Consider the following 19074-nt stretch of genomic DNA (forward strand, 5'->3'; position numbering starts at 1 on the left):
GCGACGCGAGACGCCCGGACAGCCTCTCCGCGCGCGCCGGTAGACTGGCCGCGCGCCGTCGTGCGCTCCCCGCTCAGCGCCCACCCGAGGGAAACGATGACCGCCCCCGCACCCCAGGCTTCCGCACGCTCCGAGGCTCGTCCCGCCGCGCCGACGCTCGACACCGTCGAGCACGCCGCCGCCACGCCCGACGAGGTCCAGCCGTACGCCGAGCTCGGCCTCAAGCCGGACGAGTACCAGCGCATCCGCGACATCCTGGGGCGCCGCCCCACGGCCGCGGAGCTCGCGATGTACTCCGTCATGTGGTCCGAGCACTGCTCGTACAAGTCCTCCAAGGTCCACCTGTCGAAGTTCGGCGCGGCGACCACCGACGAGATGAAGAAGCACCTGCTCGTCGGCATCGGCGAGAACGCGGGCGTCGTCGACATCGGTGACGGCTGGGCCGTGACGTTCAAGGTCGAGTCGCACAACCACCCGTCGTTCGTCGAGCCCTACCAGGGCGCCGCGACCGGCGTCGGCGGCATCGTGCGCGACATCATCTCCATGGGCGCGCGCCCCGTCGCCGTCATGGACCAGCTCCGCTTCGGCGCCGTCGACCACCCGGACACGGCGCGCGTCGTGCACGGCGTCGTGAGCGGCGTCGGCGGGTACGGCAACAGCCTGGGCCTGCCGAACATCGGCGGCGAGCTCGTGTTCGACTCGTCGTACCAGGGCAACCCCCTCGTCAACGCGCTGTGCCTCGGCGTGCTCCGCCACGAGGACATCCACCTCGCCAACGCCTCGGGCGTGGGCAACAAGGTCGTGCTCTTCGGCGCCCGCACGGGCGGCGACGGCATCGGCGGCGCCTCGATCCTCGCGTCGGAGACGTTCGAGGACGGCGTGCCCGCCAAGCGCCCGAGCGTCCAGGTGGGCGACCCCTTCATGGAGAAGGTCCTCATCGAGTGCTGCCTCGAGCTCTACGCGGCGCAGGTCGTGGAGGGCATCCAGGACCTCGGCGCCGCCGGCATCTCGTGCGCGACGTCGGAGCTCGCCTCGAACGGCGACGGCGGCATGCACGTGTGGCTCGACGACGTCCTGCTGCGCGACCCGACGCTCAACGCGGGCGAGATCCTCATGTCGGAGTCGCAGGAGCGCATGATGGCGGTTGTCGCGCCGGAGAAGCTCGACGAGTTCCTTTCGATCACGCGCAAGTGGGACGTCGAGACCGCCGTCATCGGCGAGGTCAACGACTCCGGCCGCCTGACGATCGACCACCACGGCGAGCGCATCGTCGACGTCGACCCGCGGACCGTCGCGCACGAGGGCCCGGTGTACCACCGCCCCTACGCGCGCCCGGCCTGGCAGGACGGGCTCAACGCCCGCACGGTGGACGCGGACGCGCTCGCCCGCCCCGAGAGCGGTGACGAGCTCCGCGCGACGGCCCTGCGCCTCCTCGCGTCGCCGAACCTCGCGTCCAAGGAGTGGGTGACGAACCAGTACGACCGGTTCGTCCAGGGCAACACCGCGCTCGCGCAGCCCGACGACTCGGGCGTCGTCCGCGTCGACGAGAGCACGGGCCTCGGCGTCGCGCTCGCGACGGACGCGAACGGCCGCTACGGCAAGCTCGACCCGCGCACGGGAGCACGCCTCGCGCTCGCCGAGGCGTACCGCAACGTCGCGACGACGGGCGCCCGCCCGCTCGCCGTGACCGACTGCCTGAACTTCGGCTCGCCCGAGGACCCGGACTCGATGTGGCAGCTCGTCGAGGCGATCGAGGGCCTCGCGGACGCGTGCCGCGAGCTCGGCGTCCCCGTGACGGGCGGCAACGTCTCGCTCTACAACGGGACCGGCGAGCCGGGGCAGATCGACTCGTCGATCCACCCGACCCCGGTCGTGGGCGTGCTCGGCGTGCTCGACGACGTCGCGCACGCCACGCCGTCGGGCTGGCGCGAGACGGGGGAGAGCATCTACCTCCTCGGCACCACGCGGGCGGAGCTCGACGGCTCGGCGTGGGCCGACGTCGAGCACGGTCACCTGGGCGGCGTGCCCCCGCAGGTCGACCTCGCGGCCGAGAAAGCGCTCGCCGGCGTCCTCGTCAACGCGAGCCGCGACGACCTCGTGTCGGCCGCGCACGACCTCTCCGAGGGCGGCCTCGCGCAGGCGCTCCTCGAGGCGTCGCTGCGGTTCGGCGTCGGGGCCACCGTGTCGCTCGACGCGCTGGCCGAGCGCGACGGTGTCACGCCGTTCGAGGCGCTGTTCTCCGAGTCGACCGCCCGTGCGCTCGTCGCGGTCCCCCGCGGCGAGGAGTCCAAGCTCGTCGACGCGTGCGTCGCGCGCGGTGTCCCCGTCCTGAAGATCGGCGAGACCGGCACGGAGCCCGGGGCCGCCGCCGAGTCGGGCGAGGCGCTCGAGGTCGCGGGCCTGTTCACCGTCCCGCTCAGCGAGGCGGACGCGGCCTTCCGCGGCACGCTGCCGGCCATCTTCGGCTGACACCCGCTCCACCGACGCCCCGGTCACCGCATGGTGACCGGGGCGTCGTCGTCCCGGGCGGGTGGGCGGGTTCGGTGGAGATCGCCGGGCGGGCCGGTGGGGCGGGTCGCGGCGGCAGGGTGGGCGCTGCGAGAGTCCGGGCATGACCTCGGCCACCACGCGCCTCCCGCCCGCGCGCGTCACGACGCGGCGCCGACCGGGCGGGCGGCCGCTCACGGTCGTCCTCGCCGCGGGCGCCGTCGCGGTGCTCCTCCTCACGCTCGTGCGCGCCCTGCCCGACGACGCGTGGACGCCCGTCGCGCAGGTCGTCGGGTTCATGCCGATCGTCGCCCTGGGCGCCGTCGTCGGGCTCGTGCTCACCCTCCTCGCGCGCCGGTGGCTGCTCGCGGCGCTGCTCGCCGTCTGCGTCACCGTCCAGGCGGTGTGGCTCGTCCCGGCGTTCGTGCCCGGCCCCGCCCCGCCCGACGGGGCGGTGACGCTGCGCGTGATGGGTGCCAACACCTGGTACGGCGCGGCGGACGCGGACGCGCTCGTCGGCCTCGTCCGCACCGAGCACGTGCAGGTGCTCGCCGTGCTGGAGCTCACGACGGACCTGCGCGAGCGGCTCGTCGCGGCGGGCATCGAGGACGTGCTGCCGTACAGCGCGGACGGCAAGGTCGGGCGCGGCGCCATGGGCAGCGGGCTGTGGAGCGCGCTGCCGCTCCGCGACGTCGACGTCGAGCCGCTCTCGAACGACGCGATGCCGTCGGCGACGGTGGAGGTCGACGGCGTGCCGGTGCGCGTCACCGCGGTGCACCCGATCCCGCCGATTCCGGAGTACGTCGACATCTGGCACGAGGAGACGGACGCCCTCGCCGAGCGCGCGCACGGCGACCCGCTGCCCCAGGTGCTCGTCGGGGACTTCAACTCCACCCACGACCACGCGACGTTCCGGCGGCTGCTGGGCGACCGGTTCCACGACGCGACGCGCGCCTCGGGCGGCGGGCTCGACCTGTCGTGGTCGCCGCGCCCCGGCGTCGTGCCGCCGGTGCTGAACCTCGACCACGTGGTGACCGACCGCGAGAACGTCGTGACCGACGTCGACTCCCTGCACGTCGTGGGCAGCGACCACCGCGCGATCGTCGCGACGGTGCACGTGCCTCGCCCCTGACGACGACGGACCCGGCGCCACCGGCCGACGAGCGGGCTCGCTCGTCGACCGGTGGCACCGGGTCCGGTGCGGGGCTCCGCGGCCTCAGCCGCGCGCGGGCTCCGGCTCGGCCGCGTCCGGGCCGGTCGTGCCCGGGTCGGTGCCGTCGTCGGGCGCGGCGCCCTCGGCAGCCGGGTCGGCCGGCCCGTCGAGGTGGTGCGGGTGCCGACGCTCGAGCGCGGCGCCCTCCACGTCGACGTCGGGCAGGACGCGGTCGAGCCAGCGGGGGAGCCACCACGCCTTGTCGCCCACGAGGTGCATGAGCGCCGGGACGAGCAGCATCCGCACGACGAACGCGTCGACGAGCACGCCGAACGCGAGCGCGAACCCGATGGGCCGGATCATCGCGCTGTGCGAGAAGACGAACCCGCCGAAGACGGAGATCATGATGATCGCCGCGGCCGTCACCACGGCCCGGCCCGCGCGGACGCCCTGCACGATCGCGACGCGCGCGGGGGCGCCGTGCGCGTACGCCTCGCGCATCCCCGAGCCGAGGAAGAGCTGGTAGTCCATCGCGAGGCCGAACAGGATGCCGACCAGGATCGTGGGCAGGAAGTTGAGGATCGGGCCCGGCGTCTCGACGCCGAACACCCCGGCGAGCCAGCCCCACTGGTAGATCGCGACGACCCCGCCGAGCGCGGCGAAGTACGACAGGATGAACCCGAGCGTCGCGACGACCGGCACGAAGATCGACCGGAACACGAGCACGAGGATGACGAGCGACAGCCCGACGACGACCGCGAGGTAGATCGGCAGGGCCTGCGCGAGCTTCTCCGAGATGTCGATGTTGCCGCTGGCCGAGCCCGCGACGCCGAGCGTCACGTCCCCGTCGAGCGGTTCGAGGGCGCGCAGGGCGTGCACGAGCTCCTCGGTCGACTCGCTCGTCGGACCCTCGGCCGGGATCACCTGGAACGCCGCGACCGTGCGGTCCTCGGACGTCCCGATCGGGGCGACGGCCACGACGTCGTCCTGCGCGAACAGCTCCTCGGCCACGCCCACCTGGTACTCGAGCGCCTCGGCCTCGGTCGGCTCGCCCGGGAGGTCGGCGACGACGAGCAGCGGTCCGTTCGTGCCCTCGCCGAACTCCTCGGCGATCGTCGAGTACGCGCGGTACTGCGTCGAGTCGTGCGCCTCGGACGAGCCGTCGGGCAGGTTGGTCCGCAGGTCGAGCGCGGGCAGGGCGATCACGCCGAGCGCGACGACGGCGAGCAGCGCCGTGCCCACCGCGCGGACGGTCGACATGGGGCGCACGGGCTCCGCGGCGGGCAGGCCGCCCGCGGCGCCCGGCTCCGACGCCGCGCTCCCGGTCGACGCGCCGGTCGCCGCACCGGTCGAGGCGACACCCGTCGACGCGGCGGGACCGGCGAGCGCGGCGCGCTCGCGGCGGCTGAGGATCCGCGGGCCGATCATGCCGAGCAGGGCCGGCGTGAGGGTGACGGCGATGAGCACGGCGATCGCGACGCACAGCGCGCCGACCGTGCCCATGAGGCCGAGGAACGGGATGCCGGTGACGTTGAGCGCGAGCAGCGCGATGAGCACCGTCGCCCCGGCGAACACGACCGCGTTGCCCGACGTGCCGTTCGCGAGCGCGATCGACTCGTGCAGCTCGTCGCCCTGCTTGAGCTGGCGCCGGTGCCGGTTGACGATGAACAGCGAGTAGTCGATCCCGACGGCGAGCCCCAGCATGAGGCCGAGCACCGGCGTCACCGACGACATCTCCACGACCCCGGACAGCGACATCGCGGCGAGCGCGCCGATCCCGACCCCGATGAGGGCCGTGAGGATCGGCAGGCCGGCGCCCACGAGCGTCCCGAGCATGACGACGAGAACGATCGCCGCGACGACGAGGCCGACGGCCTCGCCCACGCCGAACACCTGCGGCACGCCCTGGGCGATGTCGGACGAGAAGTCGGTCTGGACGCCGTCGACCGGGTCGTCGGCGAAGACGGCCACGAGGTCGTCCTTCGTCTGCTGGTCGATGCTCATGTTCGGCTCGGTGAACGTCACGTTCGCGACCGCCGCGCTCCCGTCCGTGGACACGAGCCGGATGTCGGACGCCATGTCGAGCAGGGGAGCGGAGAGCTCGAGCTGCGCGGACTGCTCCTCGAGCGTCGCGCTCTGGTCCTCCAGCGCGGTGACCTGCTGGTCGAGCGTCGCGGCCTGCGACTCGAGCGTGGCGCGGCCCGCGTCGAGCTCGGCCTGCTGCGCGTCGAGCTGCGGCGCGGCCTGCTCCAGCGCGCCCGCGGCCTCGGCCTGGGCGCGCGCCGTGTCGAGCTGGGCCTGGCCTGCGTCGAGCTGGGCGCGGGCGGTGTCGACCTGCTCCTGCGCGGCGGCGAGCTGCGCGCGGCCGTCCTCGATCTGCTCGCGTCCCGCGGCGATCTGGGTGCGGCCGTCGTCGATCTGCTTCCGCTGGTCGGCGAGCTCCTCCTGCGTCGCGAACGGGTCGACGACCGACGCGACGCCGTCGACCTCCTCCGCCGCGGCGAAGCGGTCCGCGATCGCCGCCTCCTGCTCGGGCGTGAACGGCGCGCCGTCCTCCGTCGCGAGGACGATCGTGCCGCTCCCGCCCGACGCCTCGGGCAGCGCGGTCTGGAGGCGCTCGGTGACGTCGGCGGTCGGGGTGCCGGGGATCGAGAAGCTGCTCGCGAGCGTGCCGCCGAACGCGACGAACGCCGCCCCGGCGAGCACGAGCACCGCGAGCCACGCGGCGAGGACGGTCCGCGCGCGGCGCGCGCACGCGCGGCCGAGGCGGTAGAGGAGTTCAGCCATGAGGGTCCTTCGGTGGGAGTCCGGTCCGGGTCCGACGGGTGCGCCCGGGGTGGCGGGGGTGGCGTGGCGGGAGAGGTGGTCGCGGGGGCGGGGAGGGTGCGGGTCGCGTCAGGCGGGGTCCGCCCAGCCGGCGCGGATCCGTTCGACGAGGCGGTCGAGCAGACCGGCCCAGACCTCGCGCGAGGCGTCGTCGTCGGCGGCACCGGTCTCGGCCCACCAGCGACGCTGGATGACGAGGACCCCGGCCATGAGCGCGCCCACGAGCATCTCGATCTCGAGCGGGTCGACGTCCGGGTGCCGGCGCGTGGTGGCCGCGACGAGGCGCTCGGCGAGGTGGGTGAAGGTGCGCACGACCATCGTCGTGACGCGCGGCGTGGGCTCGGTCGCGGTGCCGCCGAGGGCGCGCGTGAGGTAGGCCATGGGGCCGACGAGGTCCGTGCCGCGCAGCGCCGCGGTGACGTCGTCGAGGGGCGTGGGGCGGTCGGTGCCCGGCTCGGCCGCGCTCGCCCCGAGCGTCTCGACGACCGAGCCCAGCACGTCCTCGCAGACCTCGACCACGACGTCGTCGAGCGACGCGAAGTGGTTGAAGATCGTGCGGCGCGCGACGTCGGCCCGTGCCGCGAGCTCGTCGACGGTGAAGCGCGCGCCGCCCTTCTCCTCCATGAGCGTCGCGGCGGCGGCGACGATCGCGCGGCGGTGGCGCGCGCGCAGGGCCGCGCGGCGGTCGGGAGCCGCGGCGTCCGGAGCGGGGGCGTCCGGGCCGGGGGCGGCGAGGTCGGCGGCGTCCGTCACGGGCGCGGTCGGGCGCTCGGGTCCGGGCAGGGGAGGCACCTCTTGACACTAGGTGCATCGATGCACTCGGTGCAAACGAGAGCCGTCGGCGCTCAAAGTTGACCGATCAAGTCCAGTATGTGGGAAGGTCCCGGCGGTGCGTTGACACCCTCCGTGCCCGCTCGTAAGTTCCCGCGCAACCGAGGTCCACGGACCTCGGCACAGGACATGGTCATGAGCTCCGACGCCAAGCCCCGGCTCGTCGGACGGCAACCCTCCCGCGCGGCGGGGTGCCCCGGGTGAGGACCAGGTCCCGCGACGCGCGACCCGCGCGGTGCGGGGCAACGACGCGGCGCCCGGCGACGGGCACGAAGGAGACGGACGATGGACCGGCGACAGTCGAGCACCGCGGTGAGCACCCCGCACGCGCCGACGTGCCCCTGTCCGGTCCGCGGTGCAGCCGTCGTCTCCTGTCCGGTCGGCGCCCCCGCGCGCGTCACCTGTTGTCGCTGACGACGCCCCGCTCCTGACGCCGCGCGCGCCTGTGCGCACGCCCTGACGGGCCTCCCTCCGGCCTCCCCGGCCCCGCCCTGCCGCCCCGCGGCGGGGCGACCCTGCCCACCCCCTGGCACCCCGCCGCGCCCTGAGTGTGCGGTCGGCGCCTGTCCCAGAACGGATCCTCGCGATGCCCGACCCCCGCCCCGCCCGCACCGTCCACCTGGGCGTCGACCTCACCGACGCCGGTGCGCACCCCGCCGCCTGGCGGACCGTGGGCTCCCAGGCCCAGCGCCTGTTCGACGCCAAGCGCCTCGTCGAGCTCGTCGCCACCGCCCAGCGCGGCCTGCTCGACCTCGTCACGCTCGACGACGCGTTCACCCTCCAGCCGGGCCGCAACGGGTCCGTGCGCGGCCGGCTCGACGCCGCGCTCGTCGCGTCCCGGCTCGCTCCGCGCAGCGCGGGCATCGGCCTCGTTCCGACCGTCACGACCACGCACACCGAGCCGTTCCACGTCTCCAAGGCGGTCGCGACGATCGACCACGTGAGCTCCGGCCGCGCGGGGTGGCAGGTCGGGTGGTCCACGACCCCGGCCGAGGCCGCGGCCTTCGGGCGCAAGGGCGCCCAGGACGAGCCCGACGCCGTCGCCGAGGCGGACGAGGCGGTCGAGGTCGTCACGCGGCTCTGGGACTCGTGGGAGGACGACGCCGAGATCCGCGACGTCGCGACGGGCCGGTTCGTGGACCGCGAGAAGCTGCACTACGTCGACCACGAGGGCATCCGGTTCGCGGTCAAGGGGCCGTCGATCACCCCGCGCCCGCCGCAGGGCCAGCCGCCCGTCGTCGTGCGGGCGAGCACGCCGGCGTCGCTCGACCTCGCGGCCCGCCGGGCCGACGTCGTCCGGGTCCGCGCCGCGACCCGCGACGAGGCCACCGCGATCCGGTCGCAGGTGCGCGACGCGGCCGCGGACGCCGGGCGCGACCCCGACACGCTCCGGGTCCTCGTCGACGCCTACGTCGTCGTCGGCGACACGCGGGCGAGCGCGCAGGCCCGCCTCGACCTGCTCGAGGACCTCGAGGGCGTCTCGTGGGACACGGACTCGCTGACGCACGTGGGCACAGCGCGCGACCTTGCGGCGACGGTCGAGGAGTGGGCGCACGCCGGCGCCGCCGACGGCTTCCTGCTGCGGCCGTCGTCGCTGAGCACGGACCTCGACGCGATCGTCGACGGGGTCGTGCCGCTGCTCCAGGGCGTGGGCCTGTTCCGCACCGCGTACCCGGGCACGACGCTGCGCGACACGCTCGGCCTCCCGCACCCCGCGAACCGCTACGCGGCGATCGCCTGAGCCCGGACGGACCCGACATGAGCACCCGACCCCGCAAGCAGATCCACCTCGGCGCCCACTTCCCGGGCGTCAACAACACCACCGTGTGGAGCGACCCCCGCTCGCGCAGCCAGATCGACTTCGCGTCGTTCGAGCACCTCGCGCGCCGTGCCGAGGACGCGAAGCTCGACTTCTTCTTCCTCGCCGAGGGCCTGCGCCTGCGCGAGCACAAGGGCCGCATCCACGACCTCGACGTCGTCGGCCGCCCCGACACGCTGCCCGTCCTCGCCGCGCTCGCGGCCGTCACGGAGCGGCTCGGCCTCGCGGGCACGATCAACACGACGTTCAACGAGCCGTGGGAGCTCGCGAAGCAGTTCGCGACGCTCGACCTGCTCTCCGAGGGCCGTGCGGCGTGGAACCTCGTGACGAGCCCCGACGCCTTCACGGGCGCCAACTTCCGCCGCGGCGGCTACCTGCCCTACCCCGAGCGGTACGCGCGGGCGGCCGAGGTCGTCGAGGTCGCGCGCGCCCTGTGGGACTCGTGGGACGACGACGCCGTGCTGGCCGACCGGATCGCGGGCGAGTTCCTGCGGCCCGGCGCGGTGCGGCCGGTCGCGTACCACGGGACGTACGCGGACGTCGTCGGGCTGTTCGAGACGCCGCGGGGCCCGCAGGGCCACCCCGTCCTGTTCCAGGCGGGCGACTCGGCCGACGGGCGCGACTTCGCCGCCGCGACGGCCGACGTCGTGTTCTCCGCGCACTCGACGTTCGACGCCGGGCGCGCGTTCTACGAGGACGTCAAGGGGCGGCTCGCGGCCCACGGGCGCGAGCGCGACTCCCTGAAGATCCTGCCCGCGACCGTCGTCGTGCTGGGCGACACGCCCGCCGAGGCGGAGGAGCGCGCCCGAGAGATCCGGCTCCAGCAGGTCTCGGGCCCGACGGCGATCGCGTTCCTCGAGCAGGTCTGGGGCCGCGACCTCGAGGCGTACGACCCCGAGGGCCCGCTGCCCGACGTCGACCCCGACACCGAGAACCTGTCGATCACGCGCGGCCGGGTGCGGCACGCGAAGGACCCGGCGGCGGTCGCCGCGGCGTGGCGCGAGCAGGCCGAGGCGAACGGCTGGTCGATCCGCGAGCTCGTCATCCAGGTGACGTCGCGCGGCGGGTTCGTCGGCACGCCGCAGCAGGTCGCGGACGACATCGACCGGCACGTCCAGGAGGACGCCTCCGACGGCTTCATCCTCGTGCCCCACCTCACGCCGGGCGGGCTCGACGACGTCTTCGACCAGGTCGTCCCGCTGCTCCAGGAGCGCGGCTCGTTCCGCACGGAGTACGCGGGCACGACCCTGCGCGAGCACCTCGACCTCGCCCGCCCCGGCACGACGACGCGCGGCGACGACGAACCGACGGCGGCGCACCCCGCCGAGCTCGTCGGCTGACCGTCGCCGACACCGCAGCGATCGCACCGACCACCCGCACCGACCTCGGAGGACCCATGAGCACGAGCACGCCGACCGCCACGGGCGCCGTGGCCACCGCACCCGCGCATCCCGCCGCGTCCGCGTCGCCCGACGCCGCGGCGTGGGCCGCCTGGCACGCCGAGCGGGAGGACGGGCTGCGCCCGCCGCACGGCTGGCTGAGCCTCGTCGCGTACCACGCGCTCCCGGCCGAGCCCGCCGCCCTCCCGGGGATCCCCGGGCTCTGGTGGGCCGACGCCGACGGCGCGCACCACCGCGCGGACGAGGGCGGTGCCGTCCGCACGACGACGGGCAGCGCCGTCGGTACCGTCGTCGTCGCGGAGGGCGGGTCGACGCTCGCGGGCACGTTCCTCCCGGACGGTCGGGACGCGGGCGACCCGTCGGACGGCGGCGAGACGCGCGAGGTCGCGGTGGAGGTCGTGCGCCGCACGGGCCGCTACGCCGTCCGCGTGCGCGACCCGCTCGCCCCGGCCCGGACGGGGTTCGACGGCGTCCCGACGTTCGCCCACGACCCCGCCTGGGTCGTCGACGCGGCGGTGCGCTGGCACGACGCGCCGCGGCCCGTCGTCGTGGGCGCCGCCCGGCCCGGCCTCGTGCACCACGTGCGCACGGTCGGCGAGGTCGACCTCGTCGTCGAGCGCGACGGCGCCCGGCGCAGCGCGACGCTCGCCCTCACCGGCGCGCCGGGCGGCGCGGTGACGCTGCTCTTCAGCGACGAGGCGGACGGCGTCGCTCCCTGGCGGGTCCTGCGCGTGGACGCCGACGCGGTGCCCGGCACCGCGGGGAGCGTGCGCCTCGACCTCAACCGGGCCGTCAACCTGCCGTACGCGTTCAGCGACTTCGGGACGTGCCCGGCGCCGGTCGAGGGCAACCACGTGCCGTTCGCCGTCACCGCGGGCGAGAGGGCACCCCGGTGACCGCGGTCGCGGCGCGCCCCGCCACGGTGAGCGGGGCGCGCGAGGTCCGGTCCGTCGCGATGCACGACCCGCTCGTGCGGCCGCTGCTCGACGAGCTCTCCCACGAGTACTGGACGCGGTACCAGCGCGTGCTCAGCGCCGAGGAGCTCCGCGCCGAGATGGAGCACTACCCCGCGCAGGACTTCGCGGCGCCGCACGGCGAGCTCGTGCTGGTGCTGGAGGACGGCGGGCCGGTCGCGGGCGGCGCGTTCCGCCGTCGGGCCGAGCCGGAGCTCGGCGACCCGGGGCGGCTCGCCCGGCCGGCCGCGCGCCGCGCCGACGGGACGCCCGCCGTGCGCACCGCCGAGCTCAAGCGGATCTGGACGCACTCGGCGCACCGGCGCCGCGGGCTGGCTCGCCTCGTGCTCGCCGAGCTCGAGCGCCGGGCCGTCGAGCGCGGCTACCGGCGCGTGTACCTCACGACGGGCCCGCGCCAGCCCGAGGCCGCCGGGCTGTACCTCGCGACCGGCTACACGCCCCTGTTCGACACCGGGACCGATCCCGAGGAGATCGGCCCGCTCGCCTTCGAGAAGTGGTTGGAGGTCGCGCCATGAGCACCGTGTCGCTCCCGCAGGACGAGTCCCGGCAGCTCGCACCGCCGTCGGGCCGGCACCCCGCCGACCCGCGCGGCGGTGTCGAGGACGCGCTGCCGCTCGAGAGCCTGCGCATCGTCCCCGCCCGGCACCCGGGCCGCTGGGTCGCGACGGCCGGCGTGGCCGTGCTGCTGGCCATGGTCGTCAGCTCGCTCGTGACGAACGACCGCTGGGAGTGGGGGGTCGTCGCGCAGTACCTCACGTGGCCCTCGATCCTCGAGGGGGCGTGGGCGACGATCCGGCTCACGCTCGTCGCGTCGGTCGTCGGGTTCGCGCTCGGCACCGTGCTCGCGCTCATGCGGCTGTCGCGCTCGCCGCTCCTGCAGTCGGTCTCGTGGACGTACACGTGGGTGTTCCGGTCCGTGCCGCTGCTGCTGCAGCTCCTGCTCTGGTACAACCTCGCCTACCTGTACCCGTACCTGAGCGTCGGCATCCCCTTCGGGCCCGAGCTCCTGTACTTCGACACGCTGTCCGTGATCGACAAGTTCTGGGCCGCGATCCTCGGGCTCGGGCTCTCGCAGGCCGCGTACTCGGCCGAGATCGTGCGGGCCGGGATCCTCTCGGTCGACCAGGGGCAGCAGGAGGCCGCCGCGTCGCTCGGCATCCCCAAGCGGCGCCAGGTGAGCCGCATCATCCTGCCGCAGGCGATGCGCTCCATCATCCCGACGGCCGTCAACGAGGTGATCGGGCTCCTCAAGGGCACGTCGATCGTCTACGTCCTCGCGTACGGCGAGCTCTTCTACATCGTCAGCGTCATCTACGGCCGCAACGGCCGCGTCGTGCCGCTGCTCATCGTCGCCTCGATCTGGTACCTCGTGCTCACGACGCTCATCACGGTCGTGCAGTACTACGTCGAGCGGCACTACGCGAAGGGCGCGGTGCGCACGCTGCCCCCGACCCCGCTGCAGAAGGCGCGGTGGACCGTGCTCGTCTGGGCCTCGCGGCTGTCCGGCCGCCCCGTGCCCGACGCCGTCCCGCCCGCGTACGCGGCCCGCGCCCGGGTGGGCGTGCTGACCCGCACCGCCCGCACCTCGGGAGGTGCGGCATGACCGCCGACGTCGCGACCGCCGGGCTCGTCGAGATCCACGGCGTCCACAAGAGCTTCGGCACGCTCGAGGTGCTGCGCGACGTGTCGCTCACCGTCCCGCCCGGGTCCGTGACGGTCGTGCTCGGCCCGTCCGGCTCCGGGAAGTCGACGCTGCTGCGCGCGATCAACCACCTCGAGAAGGTCGACAAGGGGTTCATCTCGCTCGACGGCGAGCTCATCGGGTACCGCCGCAAGGGCAGCACCCTGCGCGAGCTCAAGGAGCGCGAGATCCTCGGCCAGCGCACCCAGATCGGGTTCGTCTTCCAGAGCTTCAACCTGTTCCCGCACCTCACCGCGCTCGAGAACGTCGTCGAGGCGCCGGTCTCCGCGCAGCGCCGCCGGCGCGAGGACGTCGAGCCCGAGGCCCGCGCGCTGCTCGAGCGCGTGGGGCTCGCCGACAAGGCCGACGCCCGACCGCGCCAGCTCTCCGGCGGGCAGCAGCAGCGCGTCGCCATCGCCCGCGCGCTCGCGCTGCGGCCCAAGGTGCTCCTGTTCGACGAGCCCACCTCGGCGCTCGACCCCGAGCTCGTCGGGGAGGTGCTCGAGGTCATCAAGGACGTCGCGAGCACCGGCACGACCCTCGTCGTCGTCACGCACGAGATCGGCTTCGCCCGCGAGGTCGCCGACACCGTCGTGTTCATGGACGACGGCGTCGTCGTGGAGCAGGGCACGCCCGCCGAGGTGCTCGACCACCCGCGCCACGACCGCACCCGGGCCTTCCTCCAGAAGGTCCTCTGAACCACCGACGTCCACCGACGCCCGCCGTCGTCACCCGCGACCGGCCGTCCGGCCGTCCCGCACACCCGCACTCCCGCGTCACCCCGACGCACCACCCGAGAGGTAGGACACCCGTGACCGCAACGACCACCCGCGCCCGCGCCCCCCGCGCGCTCGCCGCCCTCGCCGTCGTGCCCCTGCTGGTGCTCGCGGCCTGCTCCGGGGTGAGCACCGAGGCCCCGGCCGCCGCGGACGAGGGCGCGGCGTCCTCCGACGGCACGACGGAGAGCACGACGTCCGTCTCGGACGCCCTCGACGTGAGCACGAGCCCCGACCAGGACCGCATCCGCACCACCGAGTCGGCCGAGGCCGTCGCGCTCCTCCCGGACGCCTGGAAGGACAAGGACGAGCTCGTCGTCGCGATCTCCGCGGGCTCCGCGCCCCCGCTCGGCTTCCTCGCCGACGACGACGAGACGCCCATCGGCAACGAGACCGACATCGCGCAGCTCGTCGCCGACGCGCTCGGCAAGGACCTGCGCCTCGAGGTCAAGGCCTGGGCCGACTGGCCGCTCGCGCTCGGCTCGGGCGACGTCGACGCCGTGATCTCCAACGTCACGGTGACCGAGGAGCGCAAGGAGACCATCGACTTCTCCACGTACCGCAACGACGAGCTCGGCTGGCTCGTGGGCGCCGACTCCGACATCACGTCGATCACGAAGCGCGAGGACATCGCGGGCAAGGTCGTCGCCGTCGGCTCCGGGACGAACCAGGAGAAGATCGTCCTCGAGTGGGACCGCCTCAACCAGGAGGACGGCCTCGAGCCCGTCCAGGGCCCCGAGTACTACGAGCAGTTCTCCGACGTCCTGCTCGCGCTCCAGTCCGGGCGCATCGAGACGTACGTCGGCCCCAACGCGTCGCTCGCGTACCAGGCGGCGATCTCCCCGCAGGACTTCAAGGTCGTCGGCACGCTCAACGGCGGCTGGCCCGACACGGCGCAGATCGCCGTCGCCACGAAGAAGGGCAACGAGGCGGCCCCGGCCATCACCGCCGCGATCAACCACGCCATCGAGGACGGCACGTACCTCGAGGTGCTCCAGCGGTGGGGCCTGGAGTCCGAGGCCGTCGAGGAGTCGCAGACCAACCCGCCCGGTCTGCCGAAGACGGAGTGACCCGCGCATGACCACCAGCACCCAGCACGTCGACCACCTCGTGGTCGGGGGCGGCGTCATGGGCTCGGCCGCCGCGTGGCAGCTCGCGCGGCGCGGGCGCGACGTCGTGCTGCTCGAGCGCTTCGCTCCCGGGCACGCGCACGGCGCCTCGCACGGGACGTCGCGCATCTACCGCACGACCTACGCCGAGCCCGAGTACCTCGACCTCGCGCAGGAGGCGCTGCGCCTCTGGCGCGAGATCGAGGACGAGACCGGGACCGCGCTCCTCGACGTCACCGGCGGCGTGAGCCACGGGCGTCGCGACGGCGCGGCCGAGCGTCGCGCCGACGCGATCGGCGCCGCGTTCGCGGCCCGGGGGATCGAGCACGAGTGGCTCGACCCCGCGGCCGCGGCCGAGCGCTGGCCGGGGCTGCGGTTCGAGGGCCGGGTGCTGCACGAGGTCGCGACGGCCGGCCGGCTCCACGCCGACCGCGCCGTCGCGGCCCTCCAGGGGGCCGCGGCCGCGCGGGGCGCCGACGTGCGGCACGAGGTGGCCGTCCGGCACGTCGAGCGCGTGCCCGAGGGCGTGCGCGTCGTCACCGACGGCGCCGACGTCGTCGCGCGGGTCGTCGTCGTGACCGTCGGGGCGTGGAGCGCGGGTCTGCTCGGCTCCCCGGCGGGCGGCTTGCTGGGGCAGGAGCTCCCGCTCGTCGTCACGCAGGAGCAGCCCGCCCACTTCGCGCTCGCCCCCGGGACGTCACCCGCGGGGTGGCCCGCGTTCACGCACGACGTCGGTCCCGGCACCACGTGGCCGAGCGGCGTCTACGGGCTCGCGACCCCGGGCGAGGGCGTCAAGGTCGGCTTCCACGGCGTCGGCCCCGTCGTCGACCCCGACCGGCGCTCCTACCGGCCGGAGCCGGGCCAGCTCGCCGCGCTGCGCGACTACGTGCGCACGTGGCTGCCCGGCCTCGACCCCGACGCCTACGTCCCCGTGAGCTGCACCTACACCACGACGCCCGACCAGGACTTCGTGCTCGACCGCCGCGGCCCGGTCGTCGTCGGCGCCGGGTTCTCCGGCCACGGCTTCAAGTTCGCCCCGGCCGTCGGGCGCGTGCTCGCCGACCTCGCGACCGCCCCCGGCTCGCTGCCCGACGGCGGCACCGCCGCCGAGCGGTTCGCGCTCGCCCGCCTCGCCGCACTCCCCGAGAGGACCGCCTCATGACGATCGCTCCCGCACCCGCCGCCGCGGACGCTCCGGCTCCGTCCGCGGGCCCCGAGACGCACGCCACGCACGACACCGGCGGGGCCCGTGCCGCGCTCGCGGCGCGGTACGGCGTCGACCCCGCCGCGGTCGAGGACGTCGCGCCCGGCGCGACCGCGGCCCTGGCACCCGCCGTGGACCGTCCCGGCACCGTCCTCGCGACGCAGCTCCGGCACCGGACGGTGCGCCGCTACCTCACCGACCCGCTGGCCCACCACGTCGTGCCGACGCTCGTCGCCGCCGCGCAGTCGGCCCCGACGTCGTCGAACCTCCAGCTCTGGAGCGTCGTCGCCGTCACCGACCGCGTGCGCAAGGCGCGGCTCGCGGCGCTCGCGGGCGACCAGGAGCACGTGCGCACCGCGCCGCTGCTGCTCGTCTGGCTCGCCGACGTCGCGCGGGCCCGCGCCCTCGGCGAGCGCGAGGGCGTCCGGCTCGAGGCGACCGACTACCTCGAGACGACGGTCGTCGCGTTCCTCGACGCCGCCCTCGCCGCGCAGAACGCCGTCGTGGCGGCGGAGTCGCTCGGTCTGGGCACCGTGTACATCGGCGCGCTGCGCAACCACCCCGCCCAGGTCGCGGCCGAGCTCGGCCTGCCCGAGGGCGTGGTCGCGGTCGTGGGGCTCGTCGTCGGGCACCCCGACCCCGCGGGCGGGGAACGCGTCAAGCCGCGGCTGCCGCAGGCGGCCGTCCTGCACGCCGAGCGCTACCGCGCTGCCGGCCAGGAGCAGCACGTCGCGGCGTACGAGGAGCGCATCGCGCCCTTCTACCGCGAGGAGGGGCTCGACGGCGGCTGGCGCGACCGCGTCGTCGACCGCCTGCGCGTCCCCGGCGCCCTGCGCGGGCGCGCCCACCTGCGCACCACGCTCGCCGCGCTCGGGTTCCCGTCCAAGTAGCCCGGCGACCCCGCGCGAGACCGCGTCGCCCCGAGCCACCGCACCCACCAGAGGAAGCCATGTCCCACCAGCACCCGCACCCGACCGCCGCCCCCGGCGGGACGCGACCGGCGTCCGGCCGCGTCCCGCTGTCCGTGCTCGACCTCGCGATCGTCCCCGAGGGGGCGACGGGCCAGGACGCGGTGCGCCGCGCCGTCGGGCTCGCACGCGACCTCGACCGGCTCGGCTACCACCGCGTCTGGTACGCCGAGCACCACCTGTCGCCCGGCGTCGGCTCGGCGTCGCCCGCCGTGCTCGCCGCCGCCGTCGCGGCCCGGACCGAGCGCATCCGCGTCGGCAGCGGTGCCGTGCTGCTCAGCACGACGAGCCCGCTCGTCGCCGCCGAGCAGTTCGGGACGATCGCCGCGCTCCACCCGGGCCGCGTCGACCTCGGGCTCGGCCGGGCGTTCACGCCGCCGACGGGGGAGAAGGGGGCCGGGGCGCCGCCGCGGCGGGCCCGGCCCGCCGCCGGGCCCCGCGTCGTCGACGGGCTGTACGTGCCCGGTGCGCCGCCCGCCGACGTGAACGACTCCGTGCTGCGCGAGCGGATCCTCGCGCAGAAGCGGATCGTCGGGGCGTCGCGCACCCCGGCGAGCTTCCGCGACGAGCTCGAGCTCGTGCTCGGGCTGCGCGCCGGGACCTACCGCGACGAGCGCGGGACGCCGTACGTGAGCCCGCCCGTCGAGGGCGCCGACTGGGACCTGTGGGTCCTCGCGTCGAGCGCCGGCGAGAGCGCGCGCGTCGCGGGCGAGCTCGGGCTGCCGCTGGCCGCGAACTACCACGTGGCGCCGTCGGCGACGCTCGACACCGTCGCCGCGTACCGCGAGGCGTTCCGGCCGGGCGTGCTCGCCGAGCCCTACGTGGTCGTGTCCGCCGACGTGCTCGTCGCCGACACGATCGAACGGGCCCGCGAGCTCGCGACACCGTTCGCGGACTGGGTGCTCTCGATCCGCAGCGGCGCGGACGGCGCGATCGCCTACCCCGAGCCGGGCACGTCGCCCGCGTGGGAGGACCGCCCCGAGTCCGAGCGCGCGCTCGTCGCGGACCGGGTCGACACGCGCATCGTCGGTGACCCCGAGACCGTCGTGCGGCGGCTCGAGACCCTGCGCCGCGCGACCGGCGCCGACGAGCTGCTCGTCACCACCGCGACCCACGACGCCGACGACGCGCGCCGCTCGTTCGCGCTGCTCGCCGAGCAGTGGTTCGCGGGCGCCTCCGGCAGCGGCGACACCACGGCCACGATCGCCACCCCCGACGTCGCACCCGCCCTCGCCACCACCCGCTGACGCGGGATCGACCGCGCGTCTCCCGAGCGACCCGCGGAGGGTCGGCCTCGGACGTGCGGGTCGATCTCGCGACCTCACCCGAAGGAGACACCCATGACCACGACCCCGCCCCTCCGGACCGCGGCCGACGCCGCCGCACAGGTCGCCGACGGCGCGCTGCTGATCGACGTGCGCTCGGCCGGAGGTCGCGCCGCGCACGGCGAGATCCCCGGCGCCACGCTCGCGGACCGCCACGATCTCGACGCGCTGTTCGGCCCCGCCGACGCCCCGGTGGTCTCGCTCGACACGCCGGTCGTCGTCGTGTGCGGGTCGCCGGACGGCTCCGGGCCCGTCGCCGAGGCCCTCGCCCGGCGCGGGTACACGAACGTCTCGCACGTCGACGGCGGGTTCCCGGCGTGGAAGGACGCCGGGCTCCCGGCGTCCGACCCGGTCGACGGGCCCGCTCCGTCCTCCGGGCCGACGTCGTCCGCGGAGCCGACGGTGCCCTCGAGGTCGACGGCGCCCGCCGCCCCCTGAGCGGCACCCGTGCGCCGCCGCGCACGTCCGGTCCGCGAACCCGCACCACCCCACCCCGAACCACCCGCACCGACACCACGGAG

The 19074-nt window shown here is 75.4% G+C and carries 15 protein-coding genes and 1 riboswitch; of the genes, 13 read left to right on the forward strand and 2 right to left on the reverse strand.

Annotation, left to right across the window (positions count from 1 at the left end):
• Nucleotides 1-96 precede the first annotated feature (96 nt).
• Both purL and AC3WT4_RS08080 read left to right on the forward strand, forming a co-directional pair.
• On the forward strand, nt 97-2469 hold the full coding sequence (purL, locus tag AC3WT4_RS08075) for a phosphoribosylformylglycinamidine synthase subunit PurL (protein ID WP_400113271.1): 2373 nt from the start codon (nt 97-99) through the stop codon (nt 2467-2469).
• Nucleotides 2470-2611: 142 nt separating this feature from the next.
• Complete coding sequence (locus AC3WT4_RS08080) at nt 2612-3619, forward strand: endonuclease/exonuclease/phosphatase family protein (protein ID WP_492315203.1); 1008 nt, start codon at nt 2612-2614, stop codon at nt 3617-3619.
• A gap of 84 nt (nt 3620-3703) precedes the next feature.
• Here the strand turns inward: AC3WT4_RS08080 and AC3WT4_RS08085 are convergent, their stop codons facing one another.
• Both AC3WT4_RS08085 and AC3WT4_RS08090 read right to left on the reverse strand, forming a co-directional pair.
• Nucleotides 3704-6427, reverse strand: coding sequence for an MMPL family transporter (locus AC3WT4_RS08085; RefSeq protein ID WP_074805448.1), 2724 nt, complete (start codon nt 6425-6427; stop codon nt 3704-3706).
• Nucleotides 6428-6535: 108 nt separating this feature from the next.
• Complete coding sequence (locus AC3WT4_RS08090) at nt 6536-7258, reverse strand: TetR/AcrR family transcriptional regulator (protein ID WP_255180416.1); 723 nt, start codon at nt 7256-7258, stop codon at nt 6536-6538.
• A gap of 170 nt (nt 7259-7428) precedes the next feature.
• Nucleotides 7429-7536: riboswitch (SAM riboswitch) on the forward strand.
• 347 nt (nt 7537-7883) lie between these two features.
• Between AC3WT4_RS08090 and AC3WT4_RS08095 the strand changes: the two genes are divergently transcribed.
• From AC3WT4_RS08095 to AC3WT4_RS08145, 11 genes are all read left to right on the forward strand, one after another.
• A complete protein-coding gene (locus tag AC3WT4_RS08095; protein WP_492315204.1) occupies nt 7884-9038 on the forward strand; it encodes an LLM class flavin-dependent oxidoreductase in 1155 nt (384 codons plus the stop codon).
• A 17-nt stretch (nt 9039-9055) separates the two neighbouring features.
• Complete coding sequence (locus tag AC3WT4_RS08100; protein WP_492315205.1) at nt 9056-10456, forward strand: NtaA/DmoA family FMN-dependent monooxygenase; 1401 nt, start codon at nt 9056-9058, stop codon at nt 10454-10456.
• Between the two features lie 56 nt (nt 10457-10512).
• Entirely contained in the window at nt 10513-11412 is a 900-nt protein-coding gene (locus AC3WT4_RS08105) for a DUF1684 domain-containing protein (RefSeq protein WP_108049308.1), read from the forward strand.
• Nucleotides 11409-12005, forward strand: a complete 597-nt coding sequence (locus AC3WT4_RS08110) for a GNAT family N-acetyltransferase (RefSeq protein ID WP_074805455.1) — start codon at nt 11409-11411, stop codon at nt 12003-12005. The genes AC3WT4_RS08105 and AC3WT4_RS08110 overlap by 4 nt, the downstream gene beginning before the upstream one ends.
• On the forward strand, nt 12002-13093 hold the full coding sequence (locus AC3WT4_RS08115) for an amino acid ABC transporter permease (protein WP_108049310.1): 1092 nt from the start codon (nt 12002-12004) through the stop codon (nt 13091-13093). Before AC3WT4_RS08110 ends, AC3WT4_RS08115 begins: the two co-directional genes overlap by 4 nt.
• On the forward strand, nt 13090-13869 hold the full coding sequence (locus AC3WT4_RS08120; protein WP_074805461.1) for an amino acid ABC transporter ATP-binding protein: 780 nt from the start codon (nt 13090-13092) through the stop codon (nt 13867-13869). The genes AC3WT4_RS08115 and AC3WT4_RS08120 overlap by 4 nt, the downstream gene beginning before the upstream one ends.
• Nucleotides 13870-13982: 113 nt before the next feature.
• Nucleotides 13983-15017, forward strand: a complete 1035-nt coding sequence (locus AC3WT4_RS08125; RefSeq protein WP_108049312.1) for an ABC transporter substrate-binding protein — start codon at nt 13983-13985, stop codon at nt 15015-15017.
• Nucleotides 15018-15024: 7 nt separating this feature from the next.
• A complete protein-coding gene (locus tag AC3WT4_RS08130; RefSeq protein WP_108049314.1) occupies nt 15025-16218 on the forward strand; it encodes an FAD-dependent oxidoreductase in 1194 nt (397 codons plus the stop codon).
• Nucleotides 16215-17150, forward strand: coding sequence for an NADPH-dependent oxidoreductase (locus tag AC3WT4_RS08135; RefSeq protein WP_108049316.1), 936 nt, complete (start codon nt 16215-16217; stop codon nt 17148-17150). The genes AC3WT4_RS08130 and AC3WT4_RS08135 overlap by 4 nt, the downstream gene beginning before the upstream one ends.
• Before the next feature lie 59 nt (nt 17151-17209).
• Nucleotides 17210-18475 (forward strand): LLM class flavin-dependent oxidoreductase, encoded by a 1266-nt coding sequence (locus AC3WT4_RS08140; RefSeq protein WP_257416373.1) that lies wholly within the window; start codon nt 17210-17212, stop codon nt 18473-18475.
• A 93-nt stretch (nt 18476-18568) separates the two neighbouring features.
• On the forward strand, nt 18569-18991 hold the full coding sequence (locus AC3WT4_RS08145) for a rhodanese-like domain-containing protein (RefSeq protein WP_108049320.1): 423 nt from the start codon (nt 18569-18571) through the stop codon (nt 18989-18991).
• Nucleotides 18992-19074: the final 83 nt, after the last annotated feature.

This window comes from Cellulosimicrobium sp. EB106-03-01-XG111, assembly GCF_058792115.1.

What these genes read in the sequence shown, in the direction of transcription:
- AC3WT4_RS08100 (WP_492315205.1), top strand. Translation starts at nt 9,056, where the DNA reads ATGAGCACCCGACCCCGCAAGCAGATCCACCTCGGCGCCCACTTCCCG.
- AC3WT4_RS08135 (WP_108049316.1), top strand. Translation starts at nt 16,215, where the DNA reads ATGACGATCGCTCCCGCACCCGCCGCCGCGGACGCTCCGGCTCCGTCC.
- AC3WT4_RS08115 (WP_108049310.1), top strand. Translation starts at nt 12,002, where the DNA reads ATGAGCACCGTGTCGCTCCCGCAGGACGAGTCCCGGCAGCTCGCACCG.
- AC3WT4_RS08140 (WP_257416373.1), top strand. Translation starts at nt 17,210, where the DNA reads ATGTCCCACCAGCACCCGCACCCGACCGCCGCCCCCGGCGGGACGCGA.
- AC3WT4_RS08085 (WP_074805448.1), bottom strand. Translation starts at nt 6,427, where the DNA reads ATGGCTGAACTCCTCTACCGCCTCGGCCGCGCGTGCGCGCGCCGCGCG.
- AC3WT4_RS08145 (WP_108049320.1), top strand. Translation starts at nt 18,569, where the DNA reads ATGACCACGACCCCGCCCCTCCGGACCGCGGCCGACGCCGCCGCACAG.
- AC3WT4_RS08130 (WP_108049314.1), top strand. Translation starts at nt 15,025, where the DNA reads ATGACCACCAGCACCCAGCACGTCGACCACCTCGTGGTCGGGGGCGGC.
- AC3WT4_RS08095 (WP_492315204.1), top strand. Translation starts at nt 7,884, where the DNA reads ATGCCCGACCCCCGCCCCGCCCGCACCGTCCACCTGGGCGTCGACCTC.
- AC3WT4_RS08080 (WP_492315203.1), top strand. Translation starts at nt 2,612, where the DNA reads ATGACCTCGGCCACCACGCGCCTCCCGCCCGCGCGCGTCACGACGCGG.
- purL (WP_400113271.1), top strand. Translation starts at nt 97, where the DNA reads ATGACCGCCCCCGCACCCCAGGCTTCCGCACGCTCCGAGGCTCGTCCC.
- AC3WT4_RS08120 (WP_074805461.1), top strand. Translation starts at nt 13,090, where the DNA reads ATGACCGCCGACGTCGCGACCGCCGGGCTCGTCGAGATCCACGGCGTC.
- AC3WT4_RS08105 (WP_108049308.1), top strand. Translation starts at nt 10,513, where the DNA reads ATGAGCACGAGCACGCCGACCGCCACGGGCGCCGTGGCCACCGCACCC.